Origin of the sequence: Dickeya oryzae, from assembly GCF_009372235.1 — a bacterium.
Lineage (GTDB): Bacteria > Pseudomonadota > Gammaproteobacteria > Enterobacterales > Enterobacteriaceae > Dickeya > Dickeya oryzae.
The window spans coordinates 313,561-327,178 of record NZ_ML762921.1; the positions used below are offsets into that span (position 1 = coordinate 313,561).

Here is a 13,618-nt window from a genome sequence, read left to right on the forward strand (position 1 = left end):
AAAATGCCACTGACGGTATTATGCCCATCTTTTTTCGTCGAATCCTTGATTGTCATACGTGATCCATCATGCTTGAAACCTCTTTATTCGTGGCGACCATCGCTGCACTGGGGATGATATCTCCCGGCCCGGACTTTTTTCTGGTGATCAAAAATGCGGTACGTTACCCACGGCTGGCCGCCATGATGACCACTGTCGGTGTGATTGCCGGTGTTGCCACTCATATGACGTATTGTGTCGCGGGTCTGGCGGTCGTCATCACCACCACGCCCTGGCTATTCAGCTTGCTGAAATACGTCGGTGCTGCTTACCTGATCTGGCTGGGCATTCAGGCGCTGTGCTCACGCGGCGGCAGTAAACTGGATTTGTCCGGCCTGACGCCGCAGCGCGTCGGATTGTGGAAAGCCTTCCTCCAGGGCTATCTCTGCAACCTGCTGAACCCGAAAGCGACACTGTTTTTTCTGGCGGTCTTCACCCAGGTGTTGGGGCTGAACTCCAGCTTGGGGGAAAAGTTGTGGTACGCCGGGATAATCCTGGGACTGACGCTTATCTGGTGGCCGCTGCTGGTCATTCTGATTCAGAGCGAACCGGTACGTCGCGGCCTGACCAAAGCGCAAAAACTGATCGACAAACTGCTTGGCGGCGTGTTGATTACACTGGGAATCAAGGTGGCGTTAAGCTAAACCGCCACCCTGATAACAGACGAAAAAAACCGGCCTGATGCCACGCACCAGGCCGGTTTTATTTTTCATGATAGGCCTTTCATGATTGACCTTTCACGATTTCACGACAACGCACCTGAACCCAGGCGCGTTTTTAGCCATTATCCCTGAATACGGGCATGCATTTCCTGAACGGAAATGACCTGCTCGGTTGGGTCAGCATTCAGCGACATCGCTGTAGCAAAACCGCCATTCATGGTGGTGTCGTAATGCACTTTATACTGCAGCGCACTGCGGCGAATCAGTTTGGAATCTTCGATTGCCTGACGACCTGCCGTGGTATTGACGATATAGGTATACTCGCCATTCTTGATGCGGTCCTGAATATGTGGACGGCCTTCATGCACCTTGTTCACCAGACGCGGATTGATACCGGCCTCACCCAACACCACCGCAGTGCCGTGAGTCGCATCCAGTTCAAAACCGTGCTTGAGCAGCTTGGCCGCCAAATCCACCACGCGGGCCTTGTCACCCTCACGTACCGACAGCAACGCGCGGCCAGTTTTCTTCATCGATGAGTTACTGCCCAGCATCGCCTTGGCAAAGGCTTCAGCAAAGGTACGCCCTACCCCCATCACTTCACCGGTAGAACGCATTTCCGGCCCGAGGATCGGGTCCACACCGGGGAATTTATTAAACGGCAGCACCACTTCCTTAACGGAATAGTACGGCGGGATCACCTCTTTGGTGACGCCCTGCTGCGCCAGCGTTTGCCCAACCATCACACGCGCTGCCACTTTCGCCAGCGGAACCCCTGTGGCTTTGGAAACAAACGGCACGGTACGCGCCGCACGCGGGTTCACCTCAATCAGGTACACTTCGTTGTTTTTCACCGCGAACTGCACATTCATCAGGCCACGCACCGCAAGCTCGAACGCCAGTTTTTCCACCTGCTGGCGCATCACATCCTGAATCTCTTTGCTCAGGGTATAAGCTGGCAGCGAACAGGCCGAGTCACCGGAGTGCACACCCGCCTGTTCGATATGTTCCATGATGCCGCCAATCAAGACGCGCTCACCGTCGCAGATAGCGTCCACATCCACTTCCACCGCGTCATCCAGGAAACGGTCCAGCAGCACCGGCGCATCGTTGGAAACACTGACCGCCGTCTGGAAGTAACGACGCAAGTCGATTTCGTCATACACGATTTCCATCGCCCGGCCGCCCAGCACGTAAGACGGGCGAACCACCAGCGGATAGCCGATGTTAACGGCTTTTTCCACCGCCTGGTCGATGGTGCTGACCGTGGCGTTGGCCGGTTGCTTCAGACCAAGGCGGTTGACCGCCTGTTGGAAGCGCTCACGGTCTTCCGCACGGTCGATGGCATCCGGGCTGGTGCCGATCACCGGCACACCCGCGGCCTCAAGCTGACGCGCCAGTTTCAACGGTGTCTGTCCGCCGTACTGCACGATAACGCCCTTAGGCTGCTCAATACGCACGATCTCCAGCACGTCTTCCAGCGTTACCGGCTCGAAGTAGAGGCGATCGGACGTATCGTAGTCAGTAGAGACGGTTTCCGGGTTACAGTTGACCATAATGGTTTCATAGCCGTCTTCACGCAGCGCCAGCGCCGCATGTACACAGCAATAGTCGAACTCAATCCCCTGACCGATACGGTTCGGGCCACCGCCCAGTACCATTACCTTGTCACGATCCTGATTCGGGTTGGCCTCGCACTCCTCGTCATACGTGGAGTACATGTAGGCGGTATCGGTGGCGAACTCAGCGGCACAGGTATCTACACGCTTGTAGACCGGGTGCAGATCATATTTGTAACGCAGCTTGCGGATTTCACCTTCTGATACACCGGCCAGTTTTGCCAGACGGGCATCGGCAAAGCCTTTGCGTTTGAGCAAGCGCAGGAATTCTTTCGTCAGGCCGTTAGCGCCTTGTTCTGCCACCTGCTCTTCCAGACGCACCAGTTCTTCGATTTGCACCAGGAACCAGCGGTCAATGTTGGTCAGGTTGAATACGCCGTCAACCGACATACCTGCACGGAATGCGTCCGCCAGATACCAGATACGATCGGCACCGGCGTCTTTCAATTCGCGGCGGATTTTAGTCAGTGCCTCCGGATCGTCCAGACTCACTTTAGGATCGAAACCGGTCGCCCCGACTTCCAGACCACGCAGCGCTTTCTGCAGCGACTCCTGCTGGGTACGGCCGATCGCCATCACTTCACCCACCGATTTCATCTGCGTCGTCAGACGATCGTTAGCACCAGCGAACTTTTCGAAGTTAAAGCGCGGGATCTTGGTAACCACATAATCGATGGACGGTTCGAACGATGCCGGGGTACGCCCGCCGGTAATGTCGTTCATCAGTTCATCGAGCGTATAACCCACAGCCAGTTTGGCGGCGATCTTGGCGATCGGGAAACCGGTCGCTTTAGAAGCCAGCGCCGAGGAGCGGGATACACGCGGGTTCATTTCAATAACGATCAGACGCCCGGTTTTCGGGTTGACCGCAAACTGCACGTTGGAGCCGCCGGTTTCTACCCCGATTTCACGCAGTACCGCCATCGAGGCGTTACGCATGATTTGGTATTCCTTGTCGGTCAGGGTTTGTGCCGGTGCGACAGTGATGGAGTCACCGGTGTGGATCCCCATCGCATCGAGGTTTTCGATAGAGCAGACGATGATGCAGTTATCGTTTTTATCCCGCACCACTTCCATTTCATACTCTTTCCAGCCGATCAACGATTCGTCGATCAACAGTTCCTTGGTCGGTGACAAATCCAGACCACGGGTACAAATTTCTTCGAACTCTTCACGGTTATAAGCAATACCACCGCCCGTGCCACCCATGGTGAAAGACGGGCGAATGATGCAGGGATACCCCACATCCGCCGCGACTGCCAGCGCTTCGTCCATATTGTGGGCAATGCCGGAACGTGCGGTTTCAAGGCCGATTTTTTTCATCGCGATATCGAAACGGCGACGATCTTCCGCCTTATCGATGGCATCAGCGGTCGCACCAATCATGGTAACGCCGAACTCTGCCAGCACCCCCTGACGTTCCAGTTCCAGCGCGCAGTTCAGCGCCGTCTGACCGCCCATCGTCGGCAATACGGCATCCGGACGTTCTTTTTCGATGATTTTGCGCACCACTTCCCAGTGAATCGGTTCAATGTAGGTGGCGTCGGCCATCTCCGGGTCGGTCATAATCGTGGCCGGGTTGGAGTTCACCAGAATCACGCGGTAGCCTTCTTCACGCAGCGCCTTACACGCCTGAGCGCCGGAGTAGTCAAACTCGCACGCCTGACCGATCACGATCGGACCGGCACCGAGAATCAGGATACTTTTTATGTCTGTACGTTTTGGCATTTTTCGCTCCTGCGAACCCGTTTACTCACCGCCGCGCTGGCACTTTCGCCCTGTTCTTTTATCGCAGCGTGACTAAACGGATTCTGATTATTTGGTGTTACGATAAGACTCAATCAGCTCGATGAAGTGATCAAACAGCGGCGCGGCATCATGTGGGCCGGGGCTGGCTTCAGGGTGCCCCTGAAAACTGAATGCCGCTTTATCAGTACGATGAATGCCCTGCAGCGAACCATCAAACAGCGATTTGTGCGTTGCACGCAGTGTGGCGGGCAGCGACGTTTCGTCTACCGCAAAGCCGTGGTTTTGCGCGGTGATCATCACACGATTACCGTCCAGATCTTTCACCGGGTGGTTGCCGCCGTGGTGGCCAAACTTCATCTTGACGGTTTTCGCGCCACTGGCCAGCGCCAGCAACTGGTGGCCCAGACAAATGCCGAACACTGGAATATCGGTTTCCAGAAAGGCTTTAATCGCCTTGATGGCGTAATCGCACGGCTCCGGATCGCCAGGACCGTTGGAGAGGAAAATACCGTCCGGATTGAGTTTCAGCACATCCTCGGCCGGGGTTTGCGCGGGTACGACCGTCAGGCGGCAGCCGCGATCCACCAGCATACGCAGGATATTACGCTTCACACCGTAGTCATACGCCACCACATGATACGGCAGTTCGTTCTCGGTTTTTGCTGCTGGCAAGTCGCCTTCCAGCGTCCAGCTACCCTGCAACCAGCTATAACTGGAGTGGGTGGTCACTTCTTTCGCCAGATCCATCCCTTTCAGGCCGGGGAACGCTTTAGCCTTTTCCAGCGCCAGCGCCGCATCCGGCGCGTCACCGGCGATGATACAGCCATTCTGCGCGCCTTTTTCACGCAGCAACCGCGTCAGTTTGCGAGTGTCGATATCCGCGATCGCCACAATATTGTTGCGTTTGAGGTAATCAGACAGGCTTTCTTCGTTGCGGTAGTTGCTGGCAATCAGGGGTAAATCACGGATAACCAAACCCTGAGCATGAACGGCGGGAGATTCTTCATCGGCTTTGTTGGTGCCGACATTTCCGATATGGGGATAAGTAAGAGTGACAATCTGGCGGGAATAGGAAGGATCAGTGAGGATTTCTTGATAACCGGTCATTGACGTATTGAAAACGACTTCCCCCACTGCCGTTCCCTCTGCCCCAATGGCCCGACCGTGGAATTGGGTTCCGTCTTCCAGAACCAATAGCGCTGACTTAATCAAAACACCCTCCAAGGAATAAAAAATCATGTTATTTGCATATTAATTCAGATTTAATGGACTAAATCAATGCAAAAACCACCTGTAAGGCAAATTTTTGGCAAATTGCGCGCATTTTAATGATGCCCCTGACTGTTGTCTAGCCAAACCGGATTTTTTTTCACTATTTTATGGCTTCAGGAAGTAATACATCGCCATATCGGTAAAAACATACATCAACTGGTAAAAGTAAACGGTTGCCAGCAGCAATGAATGAAAGAATGATTAAAATCACGTCAAAATAGGCCACCTGAATCATAAACGGCCAACAGACAATGGAAGAAAAGATAGATAACCATTAAAAATATCGAACATAGACCAAAATACAAACCAAACCATCATTTATCACATAAAACAATGGCGCTATTTTTAGCGCCATTAAAATCAATACATTAATAAAAAACCAGAGAGCCACACCTTACAAATCATCAAGCCCCAACACATCTTTCATATCAAAAAGACCATGATTATGAGAGCTTACCCACAATGCAGACCTGACAGCGCCATTTGCGAATGTCATACGACTGGAAGCCTTGTGTGTTATCTCGATGCGTTCGCCGATGTCTGCAAACATCGCCGTGTGCTCTCCCACGATATCTCCAGCCCGAATGGTGGCAAAACCGATGCTTTTTGGCTCACGTTCACCGGTATACCCTTCACGTGCATAAACCGCACACGCTTTCAGGTCACGACCCAATGCCCCGGCGATCGCTTCGCCCATCGCTAATGCCGTGCCTGATGGCGCGTCCACTTTATGACGGTGGTGCGCCTCAATGATCTCAATGTCCGTGTAGTCACCCATGACTTTGGCCGCTTTTTCCAGCAGCTTGAGCAACACATTCACGCCAACGCTAAAGTTAGCGGCAAACACAATCCCAATGTCGGCGGCAGCCTGCTGAATCGCCGCTTTACCGGCGTCGTCAAAACCGGTGGTACCGATCACCATCCCTTTGCCGTGCTGGCGACAAAACGCGAGGTGACTGAGCGTACCTTCCGGACGGGTAAAATCGATAAACACGTCGAAATCGTTCACCACCGCCTCAAGACTGCTCTGTACGGTGACATCCGTTTTCCCTGCCCCGGCCAACTCTCCCGCGTCACTCCCCAGCAAAGATGAACCTTCACGTTCCAGCGCCGCACCCAGTACAACGCCTTCCATCTGTAACGCAGCCTGAATCAACTGCCGCCCCATGCGGCCACCCGCTCCTGCGATGGCGACGCGGATTTGTGCATCACGCATATTCGTACTCTTTATTTGTTGATAAGTGAGAAAAGGCTCTCAGGTTAACCAGCCCAGCCGGGCGCTGCCAGCCGAAAACCCCCGTAATTAGAAATTTATGACAAACCCGCGGGGATATCAGTAAAAGCTATTGTTTAGCAAGCGCGCGTTATGAGCCAGGTTATGGCCATAACCCCCTGAGCAGGCGGGCATGGCTTAACCAAAACATTAAGGCGCTAAAGCCAACACCTGCGCCACCAAGGCGCGAAACCTCGTAACATCCAACGCTAGCGCCACCTGTGCATTAGCCGGGCGATGCAACCGATGCTGGAGATCCACCACCGTGGTACCCGCGGTATATTCTCCCTGCGTTTCCACCGCGACAAAACAGTGTTGCAGGGTAAACAGGCTGGGTTTCACCAGATAAGCAATAGCGCACAGATCGTGCATACGCAAACCAGTCGCCATACTACCGCTGCGATAATGGCTGAACAGCGCATGCAACATGGCGCCGGTACGGTTAAGGCCTGGCAGTGTCGCCAGATAATCCGGCGTCAGCACCGCCTCATTGGTCACATCCAGCCCACACATCACGATATCGATACCGCTGTCGAAGACACGCGCCGCCGCCTCCGGGTCGATCGCCATATTAAATTCCGCATTCGGCGTGAAATTACCACGCCCTGACGATCCCCCCATCATCACCAGACGTTTAATCTGTTTTTTACACTGCGGGTAAAGCGTCAGCAGTAAGGCGACATTGGTCAGCGGCCCGATGGTCACCAGCGTGACAGGCTCAGTGCTACGGTTAAGGCAGTCATACATGGCCTGGACGGCAGACGTTTCCAGCGCTGTGCGTTCATGCGCCACAAAGTCATAGCCTTCCATGCCAGACTCACCATGAACATAGGCAGCGTCACGCAGCGGACGTACCAACGGTGTCGCCGCCCCTTGCGCCACCGGCACGACTGCGTCCCAAAAATGCAGGAGCTGTAGCGCATTGCGCGTGGTTTTTTCCACGTCCACATTGCCTGCCACTGTCGTAATGAGCTTCAGATCCAGTTCAGGGGCAAACAACGCCGCCGCGATGGCAACAGCATCGTCGATGCCTGGGTCAGTATCCAGAATAATGGGGATTCGGTTCATGCGCGTTCTCCCAAAAAAATGCCAGGCGATTTTCATCGTCTGGCATCATTTTTAACAATGAGGCGAAGGACTTACTCCACTTCACGAACGTCCATACGCAATTCTTTCGGCACTTCAAACACGATGTTCTCTGCGCGACCTTCCATCTCCATGGCCACCTCCCCCCCCATGCTTTGCAGACGTTTAATGACTTGCTGAACCAGCACGTCCGGCGCAGAAGCCCCGGCGGTCACCCCCACACAAGCGACACCCTTTAGCCACTCTTCCCGAATATCATCCGCAGAATCAATCAGGTAAGACGGTTTGCCCACACGCTGTGACAACTCGGCCAGACGATTGGAATTAGAGGAGTTTTTTGAACCGACCACCAGCACCACATTGGCCTGCGCCGCCAGGTTACGTACCGCTTCCTGACGGTTGGTGGTGGCGTAACAGATATCATCTTTGCGCGGCCCGATAATCTGCGGGAAACGTGCCCGCAGCGCATCGATGACCGCCGAGGTATCATCCACCGACAAGGTCGTCTGGGTCATGAAACAGAGATTGGTTTCATCCTTTACCTGCAGTGACCAGACGTCCTCCGGCCCTTCTACCAGGTACATGCCCCCAGCCGGGTTGCTGTACTGGCCCATCGTGCCTTCCACTTCCGGGTGTCCGGCGTGGCCTATCAGGATAGCTTCCGTCCCCTTACGGCTGGCACGCGCCACTTCCATATGCACTTTTGTTACCAGCGGACAGGTCGCATCAAAAACGGTCAATTCACGGCTTTTGGCTTCCGCTCTCACCGCCTGCGATACACCGTGCGCGGAGAAGATCAGAATCGCACCATCCGGTACATCTTCGATTTGTTCGATAAAGACAGCGCCGCGATCGCGTAATCCTTCCACCACATAGCGGTTATGTACCACTTCATGACGGACGTAAATCGGTGCGCCGTACACTTCCAGCGCCCGCTCGACAATACTGATAGCGCGATCAACACCAGCACAGAATCCACGGGGATTAGCCAGCAGGATTTTCATGCATTGCCTCCGTCAGAAGGGGGATGAATCTCCAGTACTTCTACGTCAAACGTGATGGTATGCCCGGCCAACGGGTGGTTGAAATCCACCGTCACCGACTCTTCTGCCACCTCACGGATGATGCCTGGCATGTCATTGCCCGCCATACCGCTAAACAGCATGATGGTGCCCACTTCGGGCACCCCGGTCTGCACAAAATCACGGCGCAGGAAGAATTGGATCAAGTCGGGATTCGACGGACCAAAAGCAGACTCCGGCGGCAGGCTGAATGTACGCTTATCGCCGACCTGCAAACCCAGCAATTGAGCCTCCAGCGCCGCCGACAGGCTACCATCTCCCAGCCGAAACATCGCCGGTTTACCGCCGTCGCGGGTGGCTTCCGCCACGGAACCGTCTTCCAGCATCAGCGTAAAATGCACCAGCACTTCGCTGCCGTTTGTCACGAATTCCGTCATGCGTTATTTACCTTCCACCTGCTTTTTTTGCGGAGAAGCTAAAAACCCCTCCAGCACAATCAGCAACGCTCCCACGACAATGGCGCTATCCGCCAGATTAAACGTCGGGTAATGCCAGTTATTGACGTAAAAATCCAGAAAATCGATCACGTAACCATGCACTAATCGATCGGCCAGATTGCCAATAGCGCCACCAATGATCATCGAATAAGCGATGTTGTTCAGCTTCTGGCTGGCACTGGAGCGATGCATCATCCCCAGCAACGCCACAATAATGACCAGCGCTATCACCGCAAACAGCCAGCGTTGCCAGCCGCCTTTGTCTGCCAGAAAGCTAAACGCCGCACCATAGTTATGGGCGTAGGTAAAATTGAAGAACGGCACCAGCGGTACCGACTCACCCAGTTGGAAGTGGGTCATCACCCACTGCTTGCTGCCGAGATCGACCACCAGTACCAGTGCAGCTAGCCACAGCCAGCGCAGACCCGTTGCTCCAGTAGATTTACTCATCAGACAAACTTACGCTCTTCGCCATTACCGCCAACATTGGTCGCACAGCGACCGCAGACATCAGGATGCGCGGCATCACTGCCGATATCCGTTTCATAGTGCCAACAACGCGGGCATTTCTCCCCGTCGGCTTTAGTAAGGACAACTTTCAGTCCCGGTAATTCACTTTGTTGTGCGTCAGCCGGTGCATTCTCACCACGTTCCAACCGCGCTTTGGAGGTTAACAAGGCAAAGTGCAACTCACCTTGCAAGCTGTTGAGCTGTGCAAACAACCGCTCATCCGCATACAACGTCACGGCTGCTTCCAGTGAGCCACCAATGCGTTTGTCGTTACGTGCCTGCTCGATCACCTTGTTGACTTCACTGCGCACATTCAGCATGTCAGTCCAGAACGCATCGTTCATCGGTTCGCTGTCGGCCAGCCCGAATAAACCGTCATACCACTCTTCGGTAAAGACAAACTGCGCACGTTTACCCGGCAGATACCCCCAGATTTCATCGGCGGTAAACGACATAATCGGGGCCATCCAACGAACCAACGCTTCAGCGATATGGAACAGTGCCGTCTGGCAGCTACGACGCGCCACGCTGTCGTGTTTCGCGGTGTACTGACGGTCCTTGATGATATCGAGATAGAACGACCCCATCTCAATAGAACAGAACTGCATCAGACGCTGCACCACACGGTGGAAATCGTAACTCTCGTAGGCCTCGACAATCTCATCCTGCGCCACTTTGGCACAGCCTACCGCCCAACGATCCAGCACCACCATGTCTTCCGGCTTCACACTGTGCAGCGCCGGATCGAAACCATTCAGGTTAGCCAGCAGGAAACGTGCGGTGTTACGGATACGACGGTATGCATCGGCAGAACGTTTGAGGATTTCATCAGATACCGCAATCTCGCCAGAGTAGTCGGTAGAGCCGATCCACAAACGCAGAATATCCGCCCCCAATTTATCCATCACATCCTGCGGGCTGACGGTGTTGCCGATGGATTTCGACATCTTGCGGCCCTGACCGTCCACAGTAAAACCGTGGGTCAACACCTGACGGTACGGCGCTTTGCCTTTAATCGCGGTAGAAATCATCAGTGAAGACATGAACCAGCCACGATGCTGGTCAGAACCTTCCAGGTACATATCCGCTGCGTGGCCGCCAAATTCCGGGCGAACATCCACCACAGAAGCATGCGTCGACCCGGAGTCGAACCACACATCCAGCGTATCCGGTACTTTTTCATAATCGGCCGCTTCCGCGCCCATCAGGTCTGCCGGGTTAAGATCCCACCATGCCTGAATGCCATCCTGTTCAACACGTTTGGCTACCGCTTCAATCAGCTCTGCGGTACGAGGATGCAGTTCCTGCGTTTCTTTATGCACGAACAACGACATCGGCACGCCCCAGGTACGCTGGCGGGAAATACACCAGTCAGGACGGTTTGCAACCATCGACTCAATGCGCGCCTGACCCCAATCCGGGATCCACTGCACGCCTTTGATTTCGGACAGCGACTGAGCGCGCAGCCCTTTCTGATCCATACTCACAAACCACTGCGGCGTGGCGCGGAATATAATCGGCGACTTGTGACGCCAGCAGCACGGGTAGCTGTGTTGCAGCTTTTCATGGTGCAACAACGCACCGCGCTCACGCAGCAATTCAACGATCTTGTCGTTGGCTTTGAACACAAACAGACCATCCAGCCCCGGGAAGGTACCCGGCAGGTAGCAGCCGTTGGGTCCGACAGGGTTAGCGATTTCCAACTGGTATTTCTGGCTGATGACATAGTCGTCCGGGCCGTGGCCACCGGCGGTGTGTACCGCACCGGTACCGGCATCCAGCGTGACGTGATCGCCCAAAATAGCCGGGACATCGAAATCCAGGAAGGGATGACGGAAACGCAGCAGTTCCAGCTCGCTACCCTTGACCGCATGGCCCAAACAGCTGCTGGTATCACTGCCAGCAACGCGTTTAGTCACCGCGTCGGCCAGCCCTTGCGCCACGATGATAGCCTTGTCGGCAACCTGAACCAGTACATAGTCAAAGTCAGCATTCAGGGCAATCGCACGGTTAGCCGGCAACGTCCAGGGTGTCGTGGTCCAGATAACCAGCGCGACTTCACCGTTTACCGCATCGGCCGCCAGCCCGAACTTCGCCAGTACGGCAGCACGGTCAACCGCGTTGAACGCGACATCAATCGCCGGGGAAGTTTTGTCGTAATACTCCACTTCCGCCTCCGCCAACGCGGAACCACAGTCGGCACACCAGTGCACCGGCTTGGCGCCTTTGTGCAGATGGCCGTTTTCGATGATACGACCCAGTGCGCGAATAATATTGGCTTCGGTTTTAAAATCCATGGTCAGGTAGGGGCGATCCCAGTCACCCAACACACCCAGACGGATGAAATCTTTTTTCTGCCCGGCTACCTGCTCGGCTGCGTATTTCCGGCACTCTTCACGGAACTGTGCGGCGCTGACTTTCTCACCCGGTTTGCCCACCAATTGTTCTACTTTCAGTTCGATTGGCAGACCGTGGCAGTCCCAGCCCGGCACATACGGCGAGTCATAACCGGATAAACCTTTGGCCTTGATAATAATGTCTTTGAGAATCTTGTTAACCGAGTGACCAATATGAATATTGCCGTTCGCATACGGCGGGCCATCATGAAGGATAAAGGTTTTTTTACCCTTCTTGGTGCCACGAATAATCCCGTACAAATCCTGCTCATACCAACGTTTCAGCATGTCAGGTTCGCGCCTGGCTAAATCGCCACGCATCGGGAACCCTGTTTCCGGCAAATTCAGGGTAGTTTTATAGTCACTCATTCGCTTCTCGATTTCGTTTTCGGCTAGAGAAAAATTAAACCGGTGCCTTCAACCCGAAGAACTCACGGGCGGCCACCACATCGTTGGCGATTTGCTGCTTCAGCGCATCCAGCGAAGCAAACCGCTGCTCACTACGTAATTTTTTACACATCACCACATCTATATGTCGCCCATACAGATCCAGTGTGACATCCAACAAATGCACTTCCAGTTGCTGGCGTTTATCGCCCGTTATGGTCGGACGGGTACCGATATTGGCAACACCGGGCAACGGCGCATCACCCAGTCCGTACACCTGGACGGCATAGACACCGCTTACCGGAGAAACCTGACGTTTCAAAGGCAGGTTGGCCGTTGGAAAGCCGATGGTGCGCCCCAGCTCGTTGCCGTGCACCACCCGACCAGAGATACTGAACGGGTGCCCTAACAGTTCCTGCGCCAGCGTCAGGTTGTCCTGCGCCAACGCTTCGCGTACGGCTGTGCTGCTCACCCGTTTGCCACTGCTGCAAAAGGTCTGCGTGCTGATCACGTCGAAATTCTGTTCGACGCCCGCTTTCTGTAATAACAGGAAATCCCCTTCGCGGCCAGCCCCGAAGCGGAAGTCATCCCCCACCACCAGAAATCTCACCCCCAGTTTTTCCACCAACAGGCTGGAAATAAAGGTACTGGCATGGTTCGCGGCAAAGTGGGCGTCAAAGGTCACGCACAAGAGATAATCCACACCGGCCTGCGCCAGATACTTCACCTTATCGCGCAGCCGGGTCAACCGTGCTGGTGCTTTCTCTGCGGCAAACAGTTCCAGCGGCTGAGGCTCAAAAATCATCACCATGACCGGTAACCCACGGGCCTGACCTTCCTGCTTCAGGCGCTCAAGCAATGCCTGATGCCCGCGGTGGACACCGTCAAAGTTACCAATAGTTAGCACACAGCCGTAGTGGCAGGCCTGGAGATTGTGTATACCGCGTATTAGCTGCATAACTGGCTCAAAACAGTGGAAATCGGCGGATTATACCTTGTACAGCGAACAAGGTTAACCCGCGATTCATGCCTTTTGTTGCCATGTCAGCGTATTTCGCCTTCCCACCTCAATGAGAATTTTTCACCTGGCCGCTAGCTGGCGCATC

Annotated in this window: 10 protein-coding genes; 1 reads left to right on the forward strand and 9 read right to left on the reverse strand. The window is 54.5% G+C overall.

What is annotated here, in order from left to right:
- The first annotated feature begins 68 nt into the window (after positions 1-68).
- Positions 69-683: a LysE family translocator gene (locus FAZ14_RS06580; RefSeq protein WP_153508259.1), complete on the forward strand. Its 615-nt coding sequence runs from the start codon at positions 69-71 to the stop codon at positions 681-683.
- 140 nt (positions 684-823) lie between these two features.
- On the opposite strand, the gene carB is transcribed toward FAZ14_RS06580, so the two are convergent.
- From carB to ribF, 9 genes are all read right to left on the reverse strand, one after another.
- Positions 824-4,048: a carbamoyl-phosphate synthase large subunit gene (carB, locus tag FAZ14_RS06585; RefSeq protein ID WP_016940641.1), complete on the reverse strand. Its 3,225-nt coding sequence runs from the start codon at positions 4,046-4,048 to the stop codon at positions 824-826.
- An 87-nt stretch (positions 4,049-4,135) separates the two neighbouring features.
- Positions 4,136-5,281, reverse strand: a complete 1,146-nt coding sequence (gene carA / locus FAZ14_RS06590; RefSeq protein ID WP_029456246.1) for a glutamine-hydrolyzing carbamoyl-phosphate synthase small subunit — start codon at positions 5,279-5,281, stop codon at positions 4,136-4,138.
- A 454-nt stretch (positions 5,282-5,735) separates the two neighbouring features.
- Positions 5,736-6,557: a 4-hydroxy-tetrahydrodipicolinate reductase gene (gene dapB / locus FAZ14_RS06595; RefSeq protein ID WP_016940643.1), complete on the reverse strand. Its 822-nt coding sequence runs from the start codon at positions 6,555-6,557 to the stop codon at positions 5,736-5,738.
- 207 nt (positions 6,558-6,764) lie between these two features.
- Positions 6,765-7,682, reverse strand: a complete 918-nt coding sequence (gene rihC, locus FAZ14_RS06600; protein WP_153508260.1) for a ribonucleoside hydrolase RihC — start codon at positions 7,680-7,682, stop codon at positions 6,765-6,767.
- A gap of 71 nt (positions 7,683-7,753) precedes the next feature.
- Positions 7,754-8,704: a 4-hydroxy-3-methylbut-2-enyl diphosphate reductase gene (ispH, locus tag FAZ14_RS06605; protein WP_016940645.1), complete on the reverse strand. Its 951-nt coding sequence runs from the start codon at positions 8,702-8,704 to the stop codon at positions 7,754-7,756.
- On the reverse strand, positions 8,701-9,159 hold the full coding sequence (fkpB, locus tag FAZ14_RS06610; RefSeq protein ID WP_153508261.1) for an FKBP-type peptidyl-prolyl cis-trans isomerase: 459 nt from the start codon (positions 9,157-9,159) through the stop codon (positions 8,701-8,703). Before fkpB ends, ispH begins: the two co-directional genes overlap by 4 nt.
- A 3-nt stretch (positions 9,160-9,162) precedes the next feature.
- A complete protein-coding gene (lspA, locus tag FAZ14_RS06615) occupies positions 9,163-9,669 on the reverse strand; it encodes a signal peptidase II (RefSeq protein ID WP_016940646.1) in 507 nt (168 codons plus the stop codon).
- Positions 9,669-12,494, reverse strand: a complete 2,826-nt coding sequence (gene ileS, locus FAZ14_RS06620; RefSeq protein WP_153508262.1) for an isoleucine--tRNA ligase — start codon at positions 12,492-12,494, stop codon at positions 9,669-9,671. Before ileS ends, lspA begins: the two co-directional genes overlap by 1 nt.
- A gap of 34 nt (positions 12,495-12,528) precedes the next feature.
- A complete protein-coding gene (gene ribF / locus FAZ14_RS06625) occupies positions 12,529-13,470 on the reverse strand; it encodes a bifunctional riboflavin kinase/FAD synthetase (protein ID WP_038926602.1) in 942 nt (313 codons plus the stop codon).
- Positions 13,471-13,618: the final 148 nt, after the last annotated feature.